Raw genomic sequence first — 26,237 nt, forward strand, 5'->3', positions numbered from 1 at the left:
GCGCCATGAATATCAAATACTTACCTGCCTTTATTTTGCTGCTTATCACTGCCCCGGCATTTTGCCATGCTCCGGCAGATACCATCAGGCTTACGCTGACGGAAGTTATTGATCTGGCTAAAAAGAATTCCATAGCCGCCAAGCAGGCCATATCCGAAAAGGAAACCAAATACTGGGAGTGGCGCAGTTATAAATCAAACTACCAGCCACAGCTATCATTAAGCGGTAATTTGCCCGGCTACAGTAAAACTACCACGCAGGTATTACAGCCCGATGGCTCCATATTATTCCAGCAGATACATAACGATAATTCATCACTAACGATGGATTTTAGCCAGAGCATCACCGCTACCGGCGGTACGGTTTACGGTACTACCGAGCTGCAACGTTTCTCGGATTTTGACAGAAATAACGTGTTGTATAATGGTGTTCCGTATGCCATCGGCTATAGTCAGCCCTTGTTTCAATACAACAGCCTGAAGTGGGATAAAAGGATAGAGCCGCTGAAGTATAAAGAAAGTACACAGGCCTTTATTGAAGCGCAGGAGCAGATAGCAGTTACGGTTGAAGGTTATTTTTTCGATCTGCTATTAGCGCAGGTGAGCCTCCGGGTAGCCGAAACCAACCTGACCAATACCGAGCGGATATTGCGCATTGCCAACACCCGTTTTGAACTGGGCAAAACCTCAAAGAACGAACTATTGCAGTTACAACTGGAGTTACTGAACGCCCGTAAATCGGTAGGGGTGGCGAGGCGTAATATTGAGATAGCTACACTTACCCTGCGCAGCTACATTGGTTTAGAGGGCGATACCCAGCTCGCGCTCAGTATGCCGCAGGTAATAAGCCGCATGGAGGTTGATGCCGAGCGTGTACTCAGCGAAGCTTTTGCAAACCGGTCAGACGCTGTTGCTTTTGTACGGCGGCTGGCCGAGGCTAAACGGGATGTTGCCAAAGCCAGAGGGCAAAGCGGTTTGGTTGCTACGTTAACGGCTAATCTGGGTTATTCAAACAGCGCGCGCAGTATTGCGGGGGTATACCGTTCGCCGCAAAACCAACAACTCCTGCAATTGCAATTTGCCATACCTATACTGGATTGGGGCAGGTCAAAATCGCGGGTGAAAACGGCACAGGCCAACCAGCAATTCACCGAGTATGCCGTTGAGCAGGATAAGCAGATATTCAGGCAGGAAATACTTACGCAGGTAACCCTTTTTAATATGCTTAAGGAGCAAATATCTCTTACCGCCGAGGCCGATAGCATAGCAGGCGAAAAATATCACATAGCGCGTGAGCGATACGTACTGGGTAATTTGAGTATTACTGATCTGAGCATCGCTTTCCAGGAAAATGACCAGGCCAAACGCGACTATGTTAATGCCCTGCGCGATTTCTGGGGAGCATATTATCAGCTCCGTTACCTGTCGTTATACGACTTTGAGAAAAAACAAAAAATAACCTATTAAATAGTAAATTCAATCATGATGATCTCTTTACAAAACATTGAAAAGGTATATCGTACCGATACCATCCAAACACTGGCGCTAAATAATATAAGTCTTGATGTGGCCAAAGGCGAGTTCCTGTCTATCATGGGGCCATCGGGCTGCGGTAAAAGTACGCTGCTTAATATTATGGGTTTGCTTGATGTTCCGTCAAAAGGCAACATCAGCATAAGCAACCAGCAAACCCATAACATGAATGATAAGCAGCTGGCAGGTTTTCGCAATAAAAAGCTTGGTTTTATATTTCAAAGCTATCATTTGATCAATGATCTGCAAGTGATCGATAACGTGGAGCTGCCTCTGTTATATCGCGATACCACAGCGAAGCAACGCCGCGAGCTGGCTGCCGAGGCACTTGAGAAGGTAGGACTAAGCAACAGGATGAAACACTTTCCAACTCAACTATCGGGTGGGCAAAGGCAGCGTGTGGCAATTGCCCGTGCTATTGTGGGGCGGCCCGAAATAATTTTGGCCGATGAGCCTACCGGTAACCTGGATAGTGTGATGGGTAACGAGATAATGGACATACTTACCGGCCTTAATCAAAATGATGGTACCACCATTGTAATGGTTACACACGATGAAAATATGGCCCGCAAAACGCACCGTTTGGTAAGGTTATTTGATGGTTCACAGGTTCAATAACGCACACCTTAAAAAAGAACATCATGCTAAAGAATTATTTTAAAATAGCCATAGCCGTATTAAAGAGGCGCAAGTTCTTCACCTTTGTAAGTCTGTTTGGTATCAGCTTTACCATTACTATTTTAATGGTCGCCACCGCTTTTATTGACAAGGTAGTTAATGATACTTATCCGGATAAAAAGCGCGACAGATCATTATACGTAACCAAGCTTGAACTGCGGGGCAAGGATGCCATGAATGGTGGCGGTTTATCCTATTACTTTATAAAGCACTTTATCGGCAGTATTAAAACGCCGGTTAAGCTGGCTATATCATCTAACTGGCAGGGTACCAATACTTATATTAATGATAAAAAGATAGCCATCAACTATAAATATACCAATGCCGATTATTGGGATATATTGGAGTTTGATTTTATAGAGGGCAAACCTTTCACCAAACAGCAAATAGATAATGCCGAGCGTGTTACCATTATAACTGAGGATATTAAAAAGCAATACTTTGGTAATGATGATGCGCCTGTGGTTGGTAAATATATTGAGGCCGATAATGTAAAGTACCGTATTAGTGGTGTTATAAAAGCTGTACCCATAACCAGCTATAATTTTTACAGCGATATTTATTTGCCTTACACGGTATCAAATGCCAACTTTAACGATACCGGCTACATGGGTATTTACACCGCCATTCTGCTTGCCCCAACAGTTAATGATGTTGCCAAAATGCAGCGTGAGTTTAACCAGATGGCTAAAAAAATACCCATACCTGATATAAAGCAGTGGGATCACCTCAATGTATTTGCCGACCCGTATATTGATAGCTACGTACGTTCGGGTAACGAAAACAAATCGGGAATGGTGTACGCGCTAACCGCGCTAACTTGTTTTGCCTTACTGGTTACGTTGCTGCCAACCCTTAACCTGGTTAACATCAATATAACCCGTATCATGGAGCGCTCGTCGGAGATCGGGGTACGCAAGGCATTCGGGGCTTCGTCGCGAACGCTGGTTTACCAGTTTATTGTCGAGAACATCATCCTCACATTTATTGGTGGCACTATAGGTATTGTACTTTCTTTTATCAGCATACAACTCATTAACAATGCGCAGCTGATAGCTAATCTTAACCTCACCATTAATTTTACGGTATTGGGTTTCGCGTTACTGATCTGCCTGTTCTTTGGTTTCTTATCGGGTGTATATCCCGCATGGCGTATGTCGAGGCTCAATGTGGTAACAGCTTTAAAATCGTAATAATTGATCAACCTTAATCTGTACATAAAATGATAAAGCATTTGTTTAAACTGATATGGAATAAAAAGAAACAGAACTTTTTATTGCTCTCCGAAATATTTATATCGTTCATGGTAATTTTTGGGGTATTTTCCTTCGGGGTGTATGCTTATAAAAACTACATGGCCCCCATGAATATAAAGTATGAAAATGTGTGGGTGATCAATTACAGCAATACCCTGAAAACTGAGAATGCCGATTCGCTTGAGATGTTCTACTCGTCGCTTAAGCAAAATATACAGGCTTTGCCCGGTGTGATTGAGGCCAGCTATACAAGCGCTAATTTTCCGTACTCTACATCGATGATGAACAATGGCATCACCTATAAGGGTAAACAATACTTCGGGGTGAATAATTACCGGGTTGATGATGATTACTTGAAAACCCTTGGCGGCAATTTAATTGAAGGGCGCTGGTACAGAAAAGCTGATGGAGCAGGTAAGGAGCGAGTTATCGTCATCAACAAAAAACTAAAGGATGATGTGTTTGGCAGCGGCAGCGCTATAGGTAAATATATTGATGGCAACAACAGTAAGGATGGTCGCCGGGTGATAGGTGTTGTTGATGATATGAAGAATTTTGGCGATTACCAGCCTGCAAAATACGGTATGTTCGAGCGTATTGATACATCGTACCGTAAATGGGTAGGCAACATGCTGGTAAAGGTAAAACCCGGTGCCGATGCCGCCTTTGAGGGCAAATTGTACAAAACCATGGCCAACGCGCTCAAAAATTCAAATATTGAAATAGAACATCTGGACGATAAGCTTAGCAGTACTAATAAGTTTACCCTTGTACCGCTCATCATACTATCAATAATAGCGGCGTTTTTGATTATAAATGTAGCCCTCGGTTTGTTTGGCGTATTGTGGTATAACATTAACAAACGCCGTGGCGAGATAGGTTTGCGCCGTGCCATTGGCGCGTCGGGCAATTCAGTATCTGGCCAGTTAGTTGCCGAGTCGCTTATATTGGCTACCTTATCCTTGCTGATAGGTTCCTTTTTCGCGGCGCAGTTTCCGTTGCTCAATGTATTTGATCTGCCGGCCATGGTATATGTCATTGCCCTGCTTATGGCTGTTGTGTTTATTTATTTACTGGTATTTGTTTGCGCGTTGTATCCGGGCAGGCAGGCGGCCAATATTTACCCGGCAGTTGCCCTGCACGAAGAATAATTTGCGACCTTAGCCCATACGTATGATATTGATCATTGATGATGATATAGCCGTGCGCACATCGTTACTGCTGCTTTTAAAAAGCGAGCGGTACAATGTGCAGGCGGCTGCTACCCCGGCTGAAGGCTTGCTGATAGTAAAAAAAGAGCGGCCCAAACTGGTTATACTCGATCTTAATTTTTCTATTGATACCTCCGGCGATGAAGGGATCGAACTGTTGCGGAGCATCAGGGAGATCGATCCATCGCTGCCTGTAATATTAATAACCGGGTGGGGGAGTATTGAGCTTGCCGTAAGGGGAATGAAAACAGGTGCTAATGATTTTATAAACAAACCCTGGAATAACGACCACCTACTGCAATCAGTTAAAACCCTGTTAGAGCTTAACGGTAAGCCCGGCCGTAACCATACCCGTAAGGAGCTGGATAACCGTTACAATTTTAAGCACATCATTGGGCAGGATGAAAAAATGCTCGAGATATTGGATACCATAGGCCGCGTCGCGTCAACTGATGCATCGGTGCTTATTATGGGCGAAAGCGGTACAGGCAAGGAGTTGATAGCCGAGGCAATACACCAAAACAGCGCGCGCGGTAATAAGCCCTTTATAAAAGTGAACCTGGGCGGCATAGCTACTTCGCTGTTTGAGAGTGAAATGTTTGGCCATATCAGGGGCGCATTTACCGATGCCCGGTTTGATCGTACCGGTCGTTTTGAGCTGGCCAACAAGGGTACCATATTTTTAGATGAGATAGGCGATCTGGATGCAGGTAGCCAGGTAAAGCTGTTGCGTGTTTTGCAGGATAGAACTTACGAGGTTTTAGGCAGCAGCCGTACCAAAACGGTAGATGTGCGTGTAGTATGTGCCACCAATAAAAACCTGCACGATATGGTAGGCTCCGGCAGTTTTCGCGAGGATCTGTTATACCGAATCAATCTTATAACAATAAACTTACCCGCCTTGCGCGAACGGCCAGAAGATATACCACTGCTGGTCGATTTTTTTGTAAGCAATCTTAAACAGATATATAACCGGCCACAGCTAACAGTTACACCCGCGGCTATAAAGTGGTTGCAACAATTGCCATTGCCGGGCAACATCCGCCAGTTAAAAAATATTGTTGAGCGGGCGGTTTTAGTAAGCAAAAGTGATCAGCTGGATGTTGACGTGATCAGGGCGCAGGTTGAAGCCGCGCCTGTTAAAAAAGGCAATACCCGCTTGCCAGATGTAGGCGATGTTACCTTGGAGCAGATGGAGGTACAAATGATCAGGAAGGCTATGGAGTATCACCAAAATAAGGTGGGTAAGGCAGCCCGGTCGCTGGGGCTTACACGCAGCTCGCTATACAGGCGGCTCGATAAATACAATATACCATACGATGAGGCTGAGGACTAAATACATCCTGTTTGTAAGCATATTGCATGTGCTTACGCTGCTGCTTACTTTTTATATTTTTAAGGATAACAGGCTGTATTTTATTTTGTGCGAAGCACTGGTCATCGTATCCGTATTAATAGCCTGGAATTTATACCGCCAGCTGATACAGCCATTAAAGTTCCTGATGTCGGGCATAGAGGCTATTAAAGATCAGGATTTTAACGTGGAATTTTTATCCACCGGTAAGCACGAGGTTGACCAAATGATAGGTGTGTATAACCAGATGATAGCCCGTTTGCGCACCGAACGCACCATTCAGGAGCAGCAACATTTTTTTCTGGAGAAACTCATCAATACTTCGCCAACAGGTATCATTATTCTTGATTTTGATAATAACATACAACAGGTAAATCCCAAGGCGTTACAACTGCTTCAGTTGGATGAAAATCAGGTTGTTAAGCGCAAGGTGAACGAGCTGGAGGGCGATGTTTTTAATCAGATAGCATCATTAAAAACCGGCGAAACCAAAACCCTCAAACTGATTGGTCATGTTACCGTTAAACTGCAACGTTCGCATTTTATCGACAGGGGCTTCCCCCGACATTTTGTGATGATGGAAGAAATGACGGCCGAAATAATAGCCGCCGAGAAGAATGCCTATGGCAAGGTGATCCGCATGATGGCGCATGAAGTGAACAACACCATCGGGCCTGTAAATTCCATACTGCAATCAGCATTAAGTACTGATACCTTGTGGCAAGATGCCGATACCGCAACCTTGCGTGAAGCGCTTGATGTGGCCATGTCACGCAACTATAACCTCAACACCTTTATGCGCAATTTTGCCGATCTGGTGAAACTGCCCGAACCGCGTAAGGATAAAACAGACCTTGGTAAACTGCTGTATAATGTAATTACATTGATGGAACTGCCCGCGAAAGACAGACAGATTATTATTGAGTACAATCAACCCGGAATGCCGTTTTTTATCCATGCTGATGAGCAATTGCTGGAGCAGGCATTCGTCAATATCATTAAAAACGCTTTTGAATCTATTGGTAATAACGGCCAAGTTCACATCAACTTAGATCAAATAAACAGATCATTAACCATAAGCGATAACGGGCACGGTATTACCGATGAAGAAAGTGCCTTATTGTTTACCCCGTTTTTTAGCACTAAAAAAGATGGTCAGGGTATTGGGCTAACGCTTGTACGTGAAATATTGACCGGGCATGGTTTGGCTTTTTCATTGAAAGGTATAGTGGGTGGTGGGGCTACCTTTTGCATAAACTTTTAATAAAGCAATTCCTTTATTTATAATTAATCTAAATAATTATATTTGCCGGCAAATCATATATTTTGCCGCCACATAACAACATACTTAAAGCTGAAAGTATTGCCTTAAACATAAACAGGCAAACTTTTGAGCAATTGTATGAGGAGCATTGGAGCAAGGTTTACGCCATATGTTATAACAATTTGCGCGATAGCGAAGCCGCCCGTGAGTTGGTTCAGGATATATTCAGATCGTTATGGGAACGACGTGATGAGTTGCAGTTAACTGATGCCGGCAGATACCTTGTACGCGCAGCCAAGCTAAAAACCTTTGAGTACATACGTAACAAGGTAAACCAGCAAAAACATCTCGATATAAAAATGCAAACAGTTAACACCACCGTTAACTGTACCGAACAACAAGTGCTTTACAACGAACTTAAAAGCCAGGTAAATACTTTGGTTGATACGCTGCCACCCCAATGCAAAAGGGTTTACAAGCTAAGCCGTGAGCAGGGCCTGAGCAACCGCGACATTGCCGAGCAGCTATTAATAAGTGAAAGGGCGGTTGAATATCATATTACAAAGGCACTTGGGGTACTAAAAATGAGCCTTTCGGCATTTTTGTAATAAAAAAATCATCATCACTTACGGTAAAGCCCTTATTATGCTACTTATATTTTAATTAAGTTTGTAATGCACAGGCGTTGCCAGTCGGTTTATGAAAGTTAATAAACAACTCATAGAAAAATATCATCGTGATGAATGCACTCCCGAGGAAGCTGCCGCTGTAGAGGCGTGGCTGCTTGATGATGAGAGCGACGATGTGCCCGACCTGCCCGCCAACGAGCAGGCCGACCAGCATAAGCAGGCAATATGGGTGGGTATTGAACAAACACTCCCTCCGGAGAATATAAAAAACAACACGCCCGTTATATCACTCTGGCTTAAAGCGGGAGCGGCATGCATTGTGCTTGCCCTGTGTGTATTTCTGATAGGCAGATCATCGCATAAAAAAAATAATCGCATGGCGGCCTCAATTGAGGTTGATAATAGTACAGCGCTTGAGGTAAGGCATGTTAATAATGATGAATACCAGCTTTCGGTTGGGCCGGGTACATCGGCACGTATTGATAACCGCGAAGGGGTGATCCACTTTACAGGCAGTATGATCATTAAGCCACAGCGCGATATTGAATTTTCATTCGGCACGTATCCGCAAAAGGAAACCTTTAAATCGGGCGAAACCTATATTCTGTTAGATGAACAGCATGGCGATGGCCAGGTTACCATTGTAAACGAACGTAACCTGATGGATATGCCGCCTGTTTTGCAAAAACGAATAATCACTGAATTTAATATCTGATATTTCACCACTGTATGTTTCTGAGCCGTAAGGTCTGCCTTATTATAACTATCTCCATATTAACGCTTTTACAGGCTTGTAGCCAGCAAAGCAACAAGGCAGATGGTAGCGCCCCGCATAAATACAGCCTCTACATAAGGCTGAAGAACAATGCCGAATATATTGTGCAGTGTGATAGCCTTACCGGCGGCACTATCGATCCTGAAAAGCAAGGTACACCATTGGATATTCACCAGGTATCGCGCGATATAATCGTAAAGGATAATTTTTATTACCATATGGGTTTTAAAAACGATCAGTTCATTAAATACAAGGTAAGCGGCAAAGTATTCCAAAAAGTAGACTCGGTTGCCATGCCCCATTTTTCGATAGAGAACTTCAGGTGGATGGGTAAGGATACTTTGCAGATTATAGGCTTGCAGGCTCCATCATTTACACAGGTGGTTTATTCTTTGATAAATACCGATAGTATGAAGGTGATCTCCACCGGAAAGCTGGATATTCCGCATCCGGGCAATGGCTTTAACAATATGTCTGTAGGGTTTGCCGAGCCTTTGGATAGTAATTTGGTTATAGGCTATACCTATCACAAGCCTGTTGGTACTACAAGCTATACCACCAGCGATACCATGTACACCAGCCTGGTGAGCATAACATCGGGTTTATTAAATACCGATAAAGATACACGCTCAACCTACCCGGCGGGGGTGAACAACGTACAATCGTACACGTTTTATGATGAGCATGGCGATTTCTATTTCATGACCTGCCCCGGCATAGCCCTCGGCAACCGGCCCGATGTGCCTACCGGTGTTTTCAGGATAAAAAAGGGCGAGCTGGCTCCCGATAAAAAATACTTTTTTAACCTATCGGCCTCGGTTATTAATAACCATGCTTATGGCTTATGGTACCTGAGTAAAGGCAAAGCTATCGTACGTAGTGAGCGTAAGGATCTCTACCATGACCTTAACGACCATTACAGCGCCGCGCATTTTGAATTCTACGTGCTCGATCTGGCTGAGCAAACCGCCACAAAAATCAACCTGCCGCTTGATAAGGGCACCCGTCGCGAATGCGTTATAGTTGAAGGTGATAAAGCCTACATATCCATTAACTCTGATAAACAGGGCGATTTTATATGGATATATGATATAAAAACCGGCGAAACCAAAAAAGGCCTGCAACTAACCGGCCATACCGATTATATATTGCGGATGGATAGGTTATAAGCTACTGCTAATAATTTTTTAATTTTTTTCGCTCTCGCACCTTCGGTTGCGCGCCTGTTGCGCTACTTACAGTAAAAACACCCTAATCAAAGTGATGTCTGTAAGTAAACTTTTACTCCTTTTTTCATTATCCTGTATTTCCCTTTCGGCGTTTGCGCAAACCGGCTCAGTAAGCGGTCAGGTTAAAGATAGTACTGATGTTATTGTAGGCGCTACGGTATCCATAATCCAGCTAAATAAAGGCGCTGTTACTGATGTTAATGGCCGGTATGAAATTAAGGCCTTGCAGCCGGGCAGCTACTCGTTACAGGTAAGCTACATGGGTATGGTAACCCAAACGCGTGAGGTTAACGTTAAAGCCGGCGATAAGCTTAGCGTTAACTTTAAACTACAATCAAACCAACGCCAACTGGCTGATGTGCAGGTAAGCGGAAAAACTAAGGTACGCGAACTTAAAGAGAGCGGCTTTAATGTTAACGCTATTGATGCCCGCCAGTATGCCAATACCACGGCCGATATTAACCAGGTGCTTAACCGCACCGCCGGTATCAGGATACGTGAGGATGGCGGTATGGGCTCCAACTTTAATTTTTCGGTTACGGGCTTATCGGGCCGGTCAATCAAATATTTTATTGATGGTATACCTGCCGATGTTATGGGCAGCGCCATGACCCTTAATAACATTCCGGTTAACCTTGCCGAGCAGATTGAAGTTTACAAAGGCGTAGTGCCGGTTAGCCTTGGTGCCGATGCCCTGGGTGGCGCGGTAAACATTACCACCAACCAAAATATTACCAATTACCTTGATGCCAGCTACAGCCTCGGTTCGTGGAATACTAACCGCGCAGCGTTAACGGCGCAATACAAGCTGGGTTCATCGGGCCTGGTACTTAAGGCCAGCGGTTTTTACAACTACTCCAACAATAACTACATGGTGAAAGGGGTGGAGGTGTATGATGCCATTGGTAACGGGGCCGATAGTGGCTATGTAAAACGCGACCGCAGGCGTTTTCACGATAAGTACAGCGCGCGCATGGGTCAATTGGAATTAGGTGTGGTTAACAAAAGCTGGGCCGATGCGTTTTTTGTAAGCGCATCATTAAGTGATGGCGATAAAGATATACAAACAGGCGTATTTCAGGACAAGGTATACGGCGGCGTAACACGCGAAATGAATGCCTTTAATACTTCGGTACGGTATCGTAAGGATAACCTTTTAACCAAAGGACTTAACTTAACTTTATTCGGTTCGCATTCGTCAGATAAATCGCGCACAATTGATACCCTGGTACGCCAGTACTCGTGGGATGGAACCTATATCATTCCGCCAAGTGGCGCGGCCGAAATGGGGGGCGAAAAAACAAACTTGAGTATCTCGCGCCCGCGAACATACATACGTGCTAATTTAACTTACGAGTTGAATGAGATCCACTCCTTTAACCTGAACTATACCTTTGACCGTGTAAGGAATGAGAGCTACAATACACTTAAATATGATCGCGATTCGATACCAAGCACGCTTGGTAAGCAGATAGCAGGATTGTCGTATCAGCAAAACCTGTTGGATGGTAGGTGGCTGAATACCTTTTTTGGTAAGTACTATAGCCTTAACACCAAGCAAAGCCAAATGGCCAGCTACGATGCTAACGGCAGACCGGTTTACAGGGATATTGATAATAACAAGGGCTACTTTGGCTATGGTGCCACAACCCGTTACAAAATATTGGAGAACTTAGGTGTAAAAGCATCCTATGAATACACTTACCGATTACAGGAAACCGAGGAGATGTTTGGCGATGGCGGCATCAGGAGCACGCCTAACCTTGATCTTAAACCCGAGCATGCCAACAACATTAATGTGGGTGCCTACTATGGTATCGGCATAAATAAGCACCGCGTGTTTGTTGAAGGGTCGTACTTTAACAGAAACGTTAGCGATTACATATTTTTTGACGCGAGGTATAACCGCTACGCCAACTTAAGCAGTGTTAAGGTTGATGGTATTGAGGCCGAAATGAGGTACAACTATAAAGATTTCCTTTCATTCACACTCAACGGCAGCTATGTAAACTCCATCAACAATACCAGGTTTACTACGGCCGGTGCAACCACACCCGAGGTTACTTACCAGGACCCGATCCCTAATCAGCCACGGTTTTTTGCTAATGCCGATGTCACCATCCGCAAAAACAACTTTTTAAATAAGGATGCCTCCCTGCAATTTAACTGGTATACGCAATACGTAGATGAGTTTTACCTGTACTGGAAATCGCAGGGTAATATTCAGGGCAATTTAATTATCCCTACGCAATACATACATAACGCGGTTATAACTTACGCCCGCGATAAAGGCCGCTACAATGTATCGTTAGAGTGCCGCAACCTTACCGATAACCTGAATTACGATAACTATAAACTGTAAAAGCCCGGCCGGTCGGTAGCGGTAAAGCTTAGGTACTTCATTAAATAATCAACTAATAAAACACATTAAATAATCATGTTCAATAAATTCAAAAAAACGTTTACCGTTGGTTTGGCTTTAGCTATAGCCACGGCCATAAGCTTTACTGCCTGCAAAAAAAGTGATGATGCGCCAACAACCAACACCGATACCGGCGAGATAAAGTATGGCGCGCTGATGATGGTTGGCGCCTGGCCTAACACCACTTATTACATAGCGGGTTTATCGAGCCTTAAAGAGGGTACTATTGATTTGAAGGGCAAAGGCGTAAACATGTCGGCCATAGCACAGGATCAGGGTTTTATACAGCGCAACGGGTATTATTACTATTACAATGGTGATAACGGTCGTTTAGGTCGATACCACATCGCTAACGATTTGCTGGTTACCGACCGTGAGGTGCCGTTTACACAGATGTCAGGTTTTTCATCGCACATTTGGGCTGATGATAACACGCTGGTAGTTTTTGGTACCAATACCGATCAAACCAAGATACGTTACGCTATCATCAATGCTACCACATTAGCATCAACCGGTGGCGAGATCAACACCACCGCCCCAACCGATGCGGCTTATACCCGTATAGGTGTAGGCTTTGCTGAGTATCGCTCAGGTAAAATATTTATTGGTTACGGCTATCTGCATGCTAACTGGCCAACACCATCGTACCCTAAAGTTTTGGTTGCCGCGGTAAACTATCCGTCCATGACCGTTTCAACCTTGTTGGAAGATAGTAAATCAAGATGGCCGGGCGGCCCAACCCGCTACAACCCATACTCGTTTGTTGACGAGAACGGCGACCTGTACTTTGCTACCGTGCCCGAAGGTGGCTGGGATTATGATGGCGCTTCGCTTATTTACCGTATAAAAAGCGGTACCGAGGTGTTAGATAACACTTACAATTTTGATTACTCGGCCAAAGCTGGCGGCAACACAGTGCAGGCCATGTGGTACATTGGCAATGGCCAGGCTATAGTGCGCGGTCGTATTCCCGCTGATCGCTCGAATGCTGATTTTTACTATAACTGGGATAGCAACTTCGCCCTGATCAATGTGCAAACCGGCGCTGTGGTTAAGAAATTTGATCTGCCTACTGATAAGGGACAGATATATGTACAAGCTGTAATTGTAGAGGATGGCAAAGCATACTTACTGGTTAACGGCGCAAACTCAAACGGCGCTATCTGGGAGTATGACCCGGCTACGGACAAGCTGACCAAGGGCGCGACCTTTGGTGCCGGTTATGACATATTGCTGCGTTTAGATAAATGGAAATAAAGCACCCGATCAGTAAATGATGTTCAAAAAAATTAATGCCTGGGTGCACCTGTGGTTTGGTCTGTTTTCGGGCATAGTGGTGTTCGTATTAGGCTTAACCGGCTGTATATTGGTATTTGAACCTGAACTGAGAAGCCTAACTTCCCCCTGGTTGCATGTAGATGCAGCCGGGAGGGAAATGCTTCCGCCATCGGTATTGTACCAGACAGCTAAAAAGGCTTTACCCGATAAAAAACTGGGCACGGTATGGTACCATGGCGAAGATCATTCGGTATCAATATCCGTCAGGCCCGATTCGCAGATCTATGTTAATCCTTACACAGCTAAAGTAGTTGCCATTAAAGGCGATAGTGAATTTTTTGATTTTGTTAAAGAGGGGCACTATTACCTGTGGTTGCCTGAAAAGATAGGGCACCAGGTAACCGGCTGGGGAACGGCTATTTTCTTCATCTTGCTGGTAAGCGGGCTTGTTTTATGGTGGCCAAAAAAATGGAATAAACGCGCTGTTGAACAAAGCTTTAAGGTAAAGTGGAAAGCTAAGTTTAAACGCGTTAATTACGATTTGCACAACGTATTCGGCTTTTATAGTTTGTTAGTAGCTTTAGTGTTGGCATTTACCGGTTTAATGATGAGTTTTCGTTGGTTTGGCGATGTGGTATTCATACTTACCGGTGGAGTGGAGCATGAAAGGGTTGAAGTACGATCAGACAGTGTGAATGTTGAGTTGGCCAACCAGTACAGGCAGGTTGATAAGGCCTGGCGCATAGGCATCACCCAAATTGGCGAGCATGATAAAAAAAGCATTATTGTTGGCATTCCCGAAAAGGCATCAGACCCAATATACCTAACCGTCGATATGTACAAAGGTACCTGGCGCGATGTAGCGCTCGATCAGGCTACGCTTAAGCCTATACCAGGTGGTGGCAACGGCCGCATGCGCGATCTGGCGCTTGCCGACTGGATAAACCGGGCCAACTATGGCCTGCATGTAGGCGAAATAGGTGGCATTACCACCAAGATAATTTATTTTATTGCCAGCTTAATATCGGCAAGTTTACCAATTACCGGTTTCCTGATCTGGTGGGGAAGGCGTAAAAAAAAATCTGCGCCAAAGGTTAAAAATCGCAGGCAATTAGCATCTGTCGGATAATATCAACAATTTTATCCCATCCTATAATATACCTTATGTTCAAACTATCTATCAAAGTATTTTTTGCTGTTCTGTTTTTTTTTGTAGTTCATTCATCATTTGCCCAGCAAGCGGCGCAGGCGCCGGCCATTGTGGGGCGGGTTATTGATTCGGTAACGCGGAAACCGCTCGATTTTATTACCGTAAGTGTATTTAATGACGCCGGTGTCGCATTGGCATCGGGCTATACCAACGCGGGTGGTGCGTACAAGCTATCAGTAAAAAAAGCAGGAAAAATACGTATAGTATATTCATTTGTAGGCTATGCCGAGCAGGAGCTTACAGTGCTGCTTACGCAACAACAAATACTGAACATTAAGGATATTAAACTATCGCCCGATGTTAAAAATCTGGACGAGGTACAAATACTCGCTGCTAAAAAGCTGCTGGTACAAAGGCCCGGTATGCTGATATATAATGCCGGTAACGACCCCTCAAACAAAGGAGGAACCGCTGCCGATGTGCTACGCAAAGCCCCGGTTTTAAGTGTTGATGCCCGCGGTAATGTAAGCATGCGTGGCAGTGGCAATATCAAAATACTGGTTGATGGCAAATACTCCGGCCAAATGGCGCGCAGCCCTGCCGATGCCTTGAATATGATGCCTGCTGATGTCATCCAGTCGGTAGAGGTGATCACCACACCATCGGCCAAGTACGATGCCGAGGGAGCGGCGGGTGTGATCAATATCATCACTAAAAAAGGTAACAAACAGTTCAGCGGTTCGCTTGAGGCGGCGGTAAGTAACTGGGAGCAGGTTTTAAACCCACGTATAGCGGTAGCCAATAAAAAATGGAACATTAATGCCAACGCTCACCTGCACCGTTTGCGCATGAAATCGGTAAATGATTACCAGCGTGTGAATATGGATGGCGGTAGTACTACATCCGTATTAGATCAGCACATTGTAGAGGAGAACGTTGCGCCACATGGCTCGGCCAGTGTAACGGTTGATTATGCCGCAGATAGCCTGAACCAGATAAGCTTCGGCGTAACATCGTGGTTTGGTAACTGGCCCGATAACAGCAGGCTGAACAGCAAGGTTACATTGCCCAATGGTGAGGTGGCCGAAATGTATAACCAGGTTATCAATAGTCAGGGCAAGTATCTTGGTGCCGATATCAACATAGGTTATACCCACAAGTTTAAAAAGCCGGGGCAGGAGGTTACTTTGCTGGCACAGATGTCGCCCTCGAGAGATAACTCGCGCTATAACTCTAACCAAACATCAACTGATAATGCCCTGTTGTACCGCGAGCTGAACAACAGCCTCACTAATAACCGTGAATGGACCTTTCAGGCTGATTATCTGCAACCCATTGGCAACAGTAATAAATACAGTTTTGAGGGTGGTGCCAAGGTGATAAGCCGTAAGGTAAGCAACAATTATAATGTGGCGGGCAGCAGCGAATCGCAGCCGGATGTGCTGGAACCTATTGCCGACCGTACCAATATTTTTGATTATAAGCAGGATGTTGTAGCCGGATACATGATATTCAAATTCAACTTCCCGGGCAACTGGTATGCCGAAACCGGCGCAAGGGTGGAGGGTACTTTTCTTAAGGGCGATTTTATATCCGGAGGCAATTCGTTCTCTAAAAACTTCACCAACATTGTACCTACGGCCACGGTATCAAAAAAACTGAGCGACGCCCAAACACTGAGCTTGAGTTATACCAAGCGTTTAACACGTCCCTACATCTGGGATCTGAACCCTAACGCCAATGCCAGCGATCCTAAAAATATAGTTACCGGCAACCCGCAGTTAGACCCTGAGATGGCGCACCAGGCAGAGCTATCATACAGTATTTCGCTCAATTCAGGGTTATCATTCAACCCGGCTATCTTTTGGAAGCAAACCAATAATTCCATTGAGGATATAACCACGGTGGGTGCCGATGGCATATCAGTAACCAGTAAGCAAAACCTGGCGGCTAACAGGCAGTTCGGGTTAAATATGTCAGCATCAATACCTATCAACAAAAAATGGGGCTTTAACACCAATATCAACGTTACCAAGCTCGATTTTAAGAGCACTGTCTTGCAGATCATCAGCAATGGCTGGGGTTCGGAGTTTAATGTGAACACTACCTACAAGTTGCCGCGAAATTTGTCGTTACAGGCGTTTGGTACATACAACACTCGCACCATTACCTTACAGGGTTACGAAACACGTAACTATTATTACACCTTTGCCGCCAAGAAGGAAATAACCGCGCAAAAAATAACGCTTACATTGGCAACCATAAACCCGTTCACCAAAGCAGTACAGCAAACCGAGGTAGTGCGCAGCAGCTCATTTTACGGCAGCAGCCTCAACCGGGAGTATAACCAAACCATTAAGCTTACCGTGGGCTGGGAGTTTGGCAAACTATTTAAACAAACCGAAAGCAAGAAGATACAGAATGATGATGTGAAAGGGCAGGCAAAAGGGTAGCTTATAACCAAGCTGAGCTCAATGTATGAAACTTTAGAAGATAGATATTAATCTTGATTCTATAATTTCTGTAAGCTTCAATATGTTATTTTTGCAGATGATTCAGCAGCAAGCCAACAATCCGCTTCACGGTAAAACCTTAGAAACCATTTTGAATGAGTTGGTAGCTTATTATGGATGGCCTGAGCTGGGTTATCGCATTCGCATTAATTGTTTTAATGATAACCCAAGTGTTAAGTCAAGCCTGAAGTTTCTTCGCAAAACTGATTGGGCAAGAAAAAAGGTGGAAGACCTTTATGTTTCCACCTCATTTAATAACTAACAATTTTTGCACTACAGAGTATTGCCTATTGATGCCTTTCGGTTATTAGTGTTTTTTCTTATTATTCATTTGAGCCTTTAAACCAGCCTTGTAATTATAGGTTTTGGCATTGCTGGTCTTCTTTTCATGAAACGCGGCTCCGGGAGCATTATCATCAGCCTTTGCCTGGGCTGCTTTCTTCGCGGCAACATCAGCAGATATGCGTTCTTTTTCAATGATCAGGTCTTCCGGTAATTCGCCGAACGGGATCTTTAGACCGGTAGCCTGCTCAATCTTTTTAACGGTGCTCAGTTCAAGATCAGTAGCGAACGTAATAGCCATAGTTTCATTTTCAACATCTGGCGCATCATTGATCATCCGCTCAATGTAGGTTTCTTTCTCAACCGGTAGTTCAAAATGGATCAGGAATGGTATATCATTCAAGTCCGGTTTTTGCTCGGCATCATTAACTACGATCAGTACACGGGTAGAGGAGCTTTTAAAATCATCTATCGAGGTAAACCCATCCATCTCGAAAAACCATGAATTTAACAAGGCAACTGTATTTTTCCTGTCGTGCAATGTTTTATAAAGTTTTTCGGCTGTTGGGCGGGTATTTACAAACACTACCACTTTGGTAAACAGGTCTTCATCCTGCATAAACAGGTTCAACAGATTTACCTTGGTGCCAAAATTTGGCAACAAATACAATATCTGCGGATGCGTATCAAACTGTGGTTCTCCTATTTCTTCAACCTCAATAATTGCCGGTTGCTTCATAAAAGGCGTTATCATTTTGTTTAAACGCTCGTGCAATACTTCGGTAAAAACAAGGTGCTGGCATTTAGGGATGCTGCCAGCCAGTTCGGCAACGGGTAATTGCAAACCTTGCTTAACAATCAGTTCGGCATCATCAATAACCAACAATTCTATCTTGTTTACATCAAGGCCAAGTTTAAGGTAAATAGCACGTGCCCTGTCGGGTGTTGCAACCACAATATCGGCACCATCGGCCAAAGCATCCATTTGGGCTTCTGTGCCCGGAGCAGCAAATAATGGCACAATAGAGAGTGTCTTATTTTTATTGAGCTGATCAATTTTCGCGATCACTTCATCTACCTTCGCTTTATCAGGTACCAGTATCAAAACCTTCGGCACGCCATCGGGTGTATAGTTAAACTTGTTGAGTGTGGCTAATATGTAGGTAGTGGTTTTGCCGCAACCTTCAGGGCCAACTCCTATTACATCCTGACCGCCGTTAATGCGTGTTAATGTTTTTTGCTGAATTTCTTTAGGAGCTACGAAACCTGCTTCGTTTAAAGATTGTACTAAACCTTTTTTCAGTTTCAATTTATCTAACCACGCCATATCATGTATTTTAAAATCCCCGGAGAGGCGACAAATTTATCGTTTTTAAGGCGCATTCTGAATTTTGGTGCAAATTGATGCAAGGGGGGTGGCCAAAATGTGCCCTTTAGTATATGTTAACAGCTTGCGACGTTGCTCTTAAATGTTTGTTATTAAAGTGATGTTAGTTAAATAGCACATGCCATTTCGCTGATCAGATTGAGCGATAAGGACAGTTAGGTATGGTTTTAAATAGGTAGTTAGCTATTTTGAGCCGATCATATTATTTAACCTGATGAGCCTGTTAAAAACCTCCTGTAAATTAGTTTATAGCTTCATTTTAATTATAGCTTGTAATGCGGCTTTTGGGCAATCGGTAACTAAGGCCGGTGCCGATAAATTATTGAGTTCATTTATTTCTCCTCCCGATCAGGCAAAATCAAAAGTATACTGGTTTTGGATATATAACCGGGTTGACAAGGAAAGTATAGCACGTGACCTGCGTGAGTTTAAGGCCAAGGGCATTAGTGGTGTTAACCTTATTTGTAATGGAGGCTATGCCGGTAAGGAAGCTTTGTTGGGAGTAGAATTTTTGAGTGATGAGTGGCGCGCACTATTCCGCTTTGCTGTAAAGGAAGCTAACCGGTTGCACATTGAATTTGGCTTTAATCTTGCCGGCGGCTGGACACTTATGGGGCCATCAGTTACTAAGGATGACGCTATGAAAAAGATAGTATTCGCTAAAACAGAGGTGCAGGGTGGGCAGAAATTTTCTGCGAAGTTGCCTGTTCCCGAAACGGTGGAGGGCTATTATCATGATATTACTGTGCAGGCCTTTCAATTATCAGGTGATAGTAGTTCGATATTACCCGGATCTCTTATAAATATTGGTGATAAACTACAGGCAGGCGGGCTACTCGAGTGGAATGTACCCAAAGGCAAATGGGTGATATTACGTAGCGGTTATACCTTAACAGGGCATCCATGGAGCAAATGGAAGGCTTATCCCGAAGGAGATACATTTAAGGGGGGCGAAGGTTACGAGATCGATTACCTGAGTAAACGGGCGCTCGATAATTATTTTAACTACCTGGGTAAAACAATTATTGCTGAAGCCAAAAAGGCCGGAGCACATATTGATTATTTATGGTGCGACAGTTGGGAGTGCGGCAAACTTACCTGGACGCAGGATATGGCGGAGCAGTTCAAAAAATTCAGAGGGTACGATCCTATGCCGAATCTGCCTGTATTGGCCGGTTATAATATGCAGGATACCGCCTTTAGTAAACGCTTTAAGGAGGATTTTGACCGTACTATTCAGGATTGTATTGCCGAGAACTGTTATGGCCATTTTGCCGAATTATGCCACCAAAATGGTATGCGTATGGGCACCGAGGCTGGCGGCCCGAATGATATACCTCCGCAGGATGTATTAAAGAACTTTAGCTCGGCTGATATTTTGGCCGGGGAGTTTTGGGTGAACGGCCATCGTAATGCACCTGGCGGCTACAACAAAAACCGTATGTCGAGGCTCAACCTTAAGCAAACGGCTACGGCAGCCCACGTATATGGCAAGCCACAGGCCGAAGCGGAAGCATTTACCGAGCAGGAGCGCGATGCTACGCATTGGACGCTCGGCCCGTCAGATCTTAAACCTTATGCCAATGATGCTTTTTGCGAAGGCATCAACAGGTTAATGCTGCATTCGGCCACCAGCCAGCCACCTGCCGATGGTAAACCGGGTTACGAGTATTGCGCGGGTACACATTTTTCGCCTAACATAACCTGGTGGGAGCAGTCGCCGGCATTCTTTAATTACCTTAATCGCTGCCAGTTTATGTTGCAGCAGGGTAAATTTGTGGCCGATGTATGTTTTTATATTGGCGAAAGGCCGCCGTTGCTCGCGCCGCCCAAATACAATATCCCCACACTTGGCCCGGGGTATGATTGTGATTACATTAACCCCGATGTTTTGCTGAACAGGCTGAGCGTTAAAAACGGACGCGTTACTTTGCCGGATGGGATGAGCTATAAATTGCTGGTTTTGCAAAATTGCGTATCGCCGGTGCCTGAAATAGCACGCGAAGTGGGTTCATATCAGCAGCTTAAGGTATCGCATGAGGCATCAAAGGCTATGTCATTACCGGTAATTAAGAAACTGAAGGAGCTGTTATTGAATGGCGCGACGGTAATAGGTGCTCCGCCGGAAAACGCGGGTGTGTTAAACAATTATCCTAAGCAGGATGCCGAAGTTAAAAATATAGTTCAGGAATTATGGGCCGATCTGGATGGTAAAACCCACACCGAGCGTAAGATAGGAAAGGGTAGGCTGATATGGGGGCAAACACCTCGCGAGGTATTGATGAATGATGGTACAGGCGCTGATTTCGCTTTTACCGGTCAGGATGCCCACGCGGATGAATTTGATTATATACACCGCTCAACAACTGATGCCGAAATCTACTTTGTGATCAATCGTACCAACAAAAAACAGGCAAGGGAATTTACCTTTCGTGCATCAGGCCGTGTGCCCGAAATATGGGATGCGGTTACAGGGAGAGCATTTGATGCCAAGGCTTATCATATCGATAAAAGTTCAGTACGGTTGCCGCTGGAGTTCGACGTATTTGGATCGTACTTTATAGTTTTTAGAAAGACAGTGCCGGTTAGTAAAAGGAATGGAGGACAGTATAATTCCCTCAATTGGATAACGTAATGTCATTATCAGGTTCATGGCAGGTGGCGTTTGATACGCAATGGGGAGGGCCTGCGAATACCCGGTTCCCATCATTGATCAGCTGGACAGAAAGCGGCGAAGAAGGCATAAAGTATTACTCGGGCACGGCAAAGTATAGCAAGAGCTTTAAATTAAGCGGGAAGATGATATCATCAATTAAAAGACCGGGGAAAGGAGGACGGTTATTCATCGACCTTGGCGATGTGAAAAATGTTGCAGAAGTAAAGCTGAACGGCAAAAAACTTGGAGTGTTGTGGTGCGCGCCCTGGCGTGTTGATGCTACCGATGCAATTAAAGCGGGTAACAATGTTTTGGAAATAGCGGTTACCAACCTTTGGGCTAACCGTGTAGTGCACGACCTGAGCTTGCCCCCGGCCAGGCGACTAACCAAAACGCACGAAAGTTTCCGGTTCGATATGTTAAACGTAAACACCCCTATATTACCGTCCGGATTGTTGGGGTCGGTTACATTGCAGTCGGCACAAACCCATTAATGGGCTGCGTTTTCAATATAACAGCATCTAAAGTTTAACAAAACCATATTTGTGAAACAAAAATACTATGATGTCCTGCGTCTATAAATACTTATGAGAACCGCTGTAGCGATACTGTTAACAACAGGCATAATAAGTTTCATGATGTTATATTTTATTGTTTTTTTATTTCACAAATCTCTGTAAGTAACGCTTTCCGGGTTTATCAAAAGCAAAAGTTCGTTTACTAATTTCAAAGATGGATCATCGATATTTTGCAGGCTTTACAGAATATATACCTAACCGAGAAAAGCCGGTATCACAAAAGATACCGGCCTCAATAATTCTGCTACTTGTTTTTTCAGAAATATTATAGCGCCAAAGCTTTGGCAGCTACATCATCATGGTCGGTACCGGTTATGGTATCGTACCAGTTGGTTATATCCTGTTCAAAGGCGGCTGTTTTATCGCGAAAGCGTTTCAGGGTATCATTACCCAGAGGTAAATGTATTGGCGGGTTTTCTGACGCGGCCAGTTTCACAAAGGCAGCGGCCAGCTTTTTAGGGTCGCCGGGTTGCTGATTATTCGCTTTGGCGGCAAAATCGCGCATGGCGCCTACAGTACCGGCATAATCGGTAATAATTTGTTTGCTGCTAATGAGTGAGGTTTCATCCAAAAAGTTAGTGCGGAAAAAGCCCGGAGCAACCACGGTGGCATGTATACCCAGCGGGGCAAGCTCCATCGCCAGGCCTTCGGTTATACCTTCAATAGCGAATTTGGTTGAACCATATAATCCCCAGCCAATGTAGGCACCCAGGCCGCCAACTGATGAAATATTGATAACGTGGCCTGAACGTTGTTTACGCATTTGCGGCAGCACCGACCTGATCACGTTAAGTGTTCCGAATACGTTAACTTCGTAGTTCTGTTTAACTTCTTCGTCGGTAGCTTCTTCAATGCCTGCAAGTAAACCATAGCCTGCATTATTAACCAATACATCAACGCTGCCGAAATGGGCAATGCTTGCCTGAACGGCCTGGTTAACCTGTTGCTGGTTGGTAACATCCATAGTTACTACAAACAAACCCGGGTTGTTGTTAAATTGAGCAGCCAGCTCGTTTGCCTTGCTGCGTACTGTTGCCACTACCTGATCACCTGATGCTAATACGGCCTTGGTGATATCTAATCCGAAACCTCTTGAGGCTCCGGTAATGAACCATGTTTTTGGAGTTTTCATTTTCTTATTTGTTTTTTGATACACCAAATTTCCGAAGAATAACAGGGCGGCTTTATAGTAATAACAAAGGGTTAATTATGAATTTCAAAGATGCATCGCAATTAATTATGCAGTTATAATTGCACATGGTTATCAAACAACAAAAATCCCCTCGCTTTAATAAATGAGGGGATTAATATTTTTGCCCTTTAACCATCAGGGATTCCTCCTGAAAACGGCAGGGGTTACCCCGGTATTTTTTTTAAAGAACAGGTTAAAGCTTGGCTGTTCGGCAAAACCAATACTGTAGCTAATGTCATTTAGGCTCCAATCCGTTTGTAATAGCAGGGCCTTGGCTTCGTCAAGTATCCGGTTGCGGATGTGGGTACTGGCATTTTGTCCGGTATGTTTTTTCAGCAGCGCATTTAAATAGTTGGGGTGCATATGCAAGCTATCGGCAAACTCCTTAGCAGTTTTTATGCGGATAGGCGTGCTGTAATTAATACCCGATGTTTCCTTTTCCAGCAAGTCAAAAAAATGATGAATGTGCGAGTAATCGTCCGTTACCTCATCCGGTTTAGGGAAACGTGCCACTTTCATGCTCTCAACCATCATTAGTTGAAGCAATGCCTGCATGGCGTCCTCTTTGTAATCGCTACCGGCAACTTCCTCATCATGCATTTTTTCAAAGTATTGATCAATGCGGGGTATCTCGCTTTCGGTAAGCCTGATCACACTTTTAGGTTTATCGGCAAACAAACAAAATTTATCTATCACGGCTTTTAACTGAAGGTGATGATTAACGAACGATTTTTTGAACATCACATAATACCCGCCCGATTCTGTCGACAGGTTTTTCCATGAAATAATATCATTAGGATGAATGTACAATAGGGTGGGCTCCTCAATATAATAAGTATTGAGCCCCATGGTAAAAACGCCGGTACCTTTAGTGATCAGCAATATCTTATAAAATTCCCGCCGGTTAGGGGATAAGTAGTTTCGGCATTCGTGCTGCTGCCGGTTAAAAACCCGTATGGTCCAATCCTCATAATACTCGCGAAACACGGGTATCATATCCGGCAGATCGCGTAGCGTGTCAATTATTTTGCTGTCTAATGTGGTTTTCATAGGTAACAATACACGTTATAGTAAAAGCAATATATTAAGCAATATTGAAAAAGAGTGTAATGATCAGTCGCTAAAAATTAGATTTTCAATCCATTAGCTTATGTAGATGTAGTGTTTAGCAGCGATAAATTTATATAAAAAAAGCCGAAATTATCCGGCTTTTTTAGTTGGTAAGTGGTAATACTTATATGGTGTTTTCCCAGGCTTTTAATTGATGATCTTTCAGCATATCCTCAACAAATTTGGGCACCACGTTGCGGAACTTGCCGGTGTCTGATGGTACTATCTGTATCATGGCATCTATCATTTCCTGTGGATCAAGGCGGCCTTCGGGAGTACCTAAAAGCGAATCGAAATTGGCCTTCATGTCGGCATGTTTGGTAAAGTTCACATCATCATCCAGCCAGCGGAAGGCATTTTCGGCCATGGTTTCGTTATAGCCGGTAAGGTACGCGCCGGGGTTAACGGTTTGTATCTTGATGTTGTATGGTTTTAACTCATCGGCAAGGGCTTCGGCCACGGCCTCAAGCGCGTGTTTAGTTGATACATAAATGCCATAGCCCGATGGGGTGAACAAACCGCCCATTGATGAGGTGAAAACAATTTTACCCGCTTTGCCTGCTTTTATCCATTTACTGATGAATTGTTGCGATAATTCAAGCGGAGCGAAAACATTGGTTTCGTAATTTTTACGAACCAGATCAAGCGGAATTTCAAATACCGGGCCGCTCTCACCAATGCCGGCGTTGCTGAACAGTACATCGATATCGTACTTCAGGGCAACCTTTACGTCGTACTTATCAAGTATATCCAGTTTAATCACTTCAATGTTGTTTTGCAAACCAAGTGCTTCAACCTTTTTGCGCATCTCGGTTACCTGTGGCAATATTTGTACACCGGCAATAATTTTATGGCCTAACTGACCCAAACCAAATGCTGCGCCTTCACCAAAACCAGAGCCTGCTCCGGTAATTAAAATTGTTTTTGTAGTTGACATGATGTTTAAGTTTTATTGATGTGTATGAATGATTTAATTAGTTGAGTAGGTGGGATTATAATTTGCTGCCCGCGGCGGCTATCTCAAAATCCTGATCGGGGCTACCGCCTGATACGCCTATGTAGGCAATGATCTCATTATTAGAAGTAACAGGCATTCCACCTTTAAAGGCCACCAGGCCTCCGCTGGTGTTTTGTAAGCCATAGGCTTTGTTTGCCGGATCAAGGAATTCGCCCACCGCTTCAGAGTTCATACGGAACAGCATAGCGGTTTTTGCCTTGCCCATGGCTACATCTATTGATCCTAAAAAGGCATCATCCATACGTTGGAATGCTTTGAGATAACCGGCCTTATCGAGTATGGTAATGTTGGCATTAACGCCAATAGCCCGGGCCTTATTGGTTGCCATTTCAATGGCTTGTTGTGCTTGTAATTGTGTGGCTTCCATTTTGGTTTGCTTTAAATGATGTTGTTTTATAAAGCAAATGTGGCCAGAATGGAGAGGCTGTTTTATATGAATAGCACAGCTTTCATTATGAATTTCAAAGATGTAGTAATAATTGTTATGTGCTAAAACAAAGTTTAAGAGCGTTACCAATAGAACTATGTAAGCTTTTTTTTTATTTAATATCCTGACATCCAGATAACACTATTTTTTTGATGAGTGCTTATCTTTGCAGTGTTGAAAATTCCATAAATCACATTCATCAGCACGCCGTAGCAATCCGCTACATTTCCTTATAACAGGAATCATTTTATTAACCGCGCATATTGAGGCTTCCGGAATTTTAACGATCACTTAAA

21 protein-coding genes are annotated in these 26,237 nt (G+C 44.1%); 16 read left to right on the forward strand and 5 right to left on the reverse strand.

Going from position 1 to position 26,237, the window contains the following annotated elements; genetic code table 11:
• Positions 1–5: 5 nt before the first annotated feature.
• The 14 genes from IM792_RS18375 to IM792_RS18440 all read left to right on the forward strand — a co-directional run bounded on the left by IM792_RS18375 (position 6) and on the right by IM792_RS18440 (position 17,553).
• On the forward strand, positions 6–1,466 hold the full coding sequence (locus IM792_RS18375) for a TolC family protein (RefSeq protein WP_194103366.1): 1,461 nt from the start codon (positions 6–8) through the stop codon (positions 1,464–1,466).
• A gap of 15 nt (positions 1,467–1,481) precedes the next feature.
• The gene (locus IM792_RS18380; protein WP_347343827.1) at positions 1,482–2,150 is read left to right on the forward strand and encodes an ABC transporter ATP-binding protein; all 669 of its coding nucleotides are present in this window, start codon (positions 1,482–1,484) and stop codon (positions 2,148–2,150) included.
• A 23-nt stretch (positions 2,151–2,173) separates the two neighbouring features.
• Positions 2,174–3,403, forward strand: coding sequence for an ABC transporter permease (locus tag IM792_RS18385; RefSeq protein ID WP_194103367.1), 1,230 nt, complete (start codon positions 2,174–2,176; stop codon positions 3,401–3,403).
• 29 nt (positions 3,404–3,432) lie between these two features.
• Complete coding sequence (locus IM792_RS18390; protein WP_194103368.1) at positions 3,433–4,617, forward strand: ABC transporter permease; 1,185 nt, start codon at positions 3,433–3,435, stop codon at positions 4,615–4,617.
• Between the two features lie 22 nt (positions 4,618–4,639).
• Complete coding sequence (locus IM792_RS18395; RefSeq protein WP_194103369.1) at positions 4,640–6,013, forward strand: sigma-54 dependent transcriptional regulator; 1,374 nt, start codon at positions 4,640–4,642, stop codon at positions 6,011–6,013.
• The gene (locus IM792_RS18400) at positions 5,997–7,295 is read left to right on the forward strand and encodes an ATP-binding protein (RefSeq protein WP_194103370.1); all 1,299 of its coding nucleotides are present in this window, start codon (positions 5,997–5,999) and stop codon (positions 7,293–7,295) included. The genes IM792_RS18395 and IM792_RS18400 overlap by 17 nt, the downstream gene beginning before the upstream one ends.
• Positions 7,296–7,357: 62 nt before the next feature.
• Entirely contained in the window at positions 7,358–7,903 is a 546-nt protein-coding gene (locus tag IM792_RS18405; protein WP_228085256.1) for an RNA polymerase sigma-70 factor, read from the forward strand.
• 91 nt (positions 7,904–7,994) lie between these two features.
• Positions 7,995–8,639, forward strand: a complete 645-nt coding sequence (locus tag IM792_RS18410) for a hypothetical protein (RefSeq protein WP_194103371.1) — start codon at positions 7,995–7,997, stop codon at positions 8,637–8,639.
• Between the two features lie 14 nt (positions 8,640–8,653).
• Positions 8,654–9,868, forward strand: coding sequence for a hypothetical protein (locus IM792_RS18415; RefSeq protein WP_194103372.1), 1,215 nt, complete (start codon positions 8,654–8,656; stop codon positions 9,866–9,868).
• A gap of 94 nt (positions 9,869–9,962) precedes the next feature.
• Positions 9,963–12,290 (forward strand): TonB-dependent receptor, encoded by a 2,328-nt coding sequence (locus IM792_RS18420; RefSeq protein ID WP_194103373.1) that lies wholly within the window; start codon positions 9,963–9,965, stop codon positions 12,288–12,290.
• A 75-nt stretch (positions 12,291–12,365) separates the two neighbouring features.
• Positions 12,366–13,607, forward strand: coding sequence for a hypothetical protein (locus tag IM792_RS18425; protein WP_194103374.1), 1,242 nt, complete (start codon positions 12,366–12,368; stop codon positions 13,605–13,607).
• Positions 13,608–13,623: 16 nt separating this feature from the next.
• Positions 13,624–14,757, forward strand: a complete 1,134-nt coding sequence (locus IM792_RS18430; protein ID WP_194103375.1) for a PepSY-associated TM helix domain-containing protein — start codon at positions 13,624–13,626, stop codon at positions 14,755–14,757.
• A 35-nt stretch (positions 14,758–14,792) separates the two neighbouring features.
• The gene (locus IM792_RS18435; RefSeq protein WP_194103376.1) at positions 14,793–17,231 is read left to right on the forward strand and encodes an outer membrane beta-barrel family protein; all 2,439 of its coding nucleotides are present in this window, start codon (positions 14,793–14,795) and stop codon (positions 17,229–17,231) included.
• A 100-nt stretch (positions 17,232–17,331) separates the two neighbouring features.
• Positions 17,332–17,553, forward strand: coding sequence for a VF530 family protein (locus IM792_RS18440; RefSeq protein ID WP_347343828.1), 222 nt, complete (start codon positions 17,332–17,334; stop codon positions 17,551–17,553).
• Between the two features lie 45 nt (positions 17,554–17,598).
• Here IM792_RS18440 and IM792_RS18445 read toward each other — a convergent pair whose 3' ends face one another.
• Positions 17,599–18,900, reverse strand: a complete 1,302-nt coding sequence (locus IM792_RS18445) for a DEAD/DEAH box helicase (protein WP_194103377.1) — start codon at positions 18,898–18,900, stop codon at positions 17,599–17,601.
• Between the two features lie 274 nt (positions 18,901–19,174).
• Between IM792_RS18445 and IM792_RS18450 the strand changes: the two genes are divergently transcribed.
• Together IM792_RS18450 and IM792_RS18455 are read left to right on the forward strand one after the other, a co-directional pair.
• Entirely contained in the window at positions 19,175–21,595 is a 2,421-nt protein-coding gene (locus IM792_RS18450) for a glycosyl hydrolase (protein WP_194103378.1), read from the forward strand.
• Entirely contained in the window at positions 21,595–22,110 is a 516-nt protein-coding gene (locus tag IM792_RS18455) for a glycosylhydrolase-like jelly roll fold domain-containing protein (protein WP_194103379.1), read from the forward strand. Before IM792_RS18450 ends, IM792_RS18455 begins: the two co-directional genes overlap by 1 nt.
• Positions 22,111–22,459: 349 nt before the next feature.
• Here IM792_RS18455 and IM792_RS18460 read toward each other — a convergent pair whose 3' ends face one another.
• From IM792_RS18460 to IM792_RS18475, 4 genes are all read right to left on the reverse strand, one after another.
• On the reverse strand, positions 22,460–23,326 hold the full coding sequence (locus IM792_RS18460; RefSeq protein WP_194103380.1) for an oxidoreductase: 867 nt from the start codon (positions 23,324–23,326) through the stop codon (positions 22,460–22,462).
• Between the two features lie 195 nt (positions 23,327–23,521).
• Complete coding sequence (locus tag IM792_RS18465) at positions 23,522–24,436, reverse strand: helix-turn-helix domain-containing protein (RefSeq protein ID WP_194103381.1); 915 nt, start codon at positions 24,434–24,436, stop codon at positions 23,522–23,524.
• A gap of 184 nt (positions 24,437–24,620) precedes the next feature.
• Complete coding sequence (locus IM792_RS18470) at positions 24,621–25,433, reverse strand: SDR family oxidoreductase (RefSeq protein ID WP_194103382.1); 813 nt, start codon at positions 25,431–25,433, stop codon at positions 24,621–24,623.
• A 55-nt stretch (positions 25,434–25,488) separates the two neighbouring features.
• Entirely contained in the window at positions 25,489–25,881 is a 393-nt protein-coding gene (locus IM792_RS18475; protein ID WP_194103383.1) for a heme-binding protein, read from the reverse strand.
• Positions 25,882–26,237 lie beyond the last annotated feature (356 nt).

It is taken from the genome of Mucilaginibacter sp. JRF (assembly GCF_015223065.1).
Taxonomy (GTDB): Bacteria; Bacteroidota; Bacteroidia; order Sphingobacteriales; family Sphingobacteriaceae; genus Mucilaginibacter.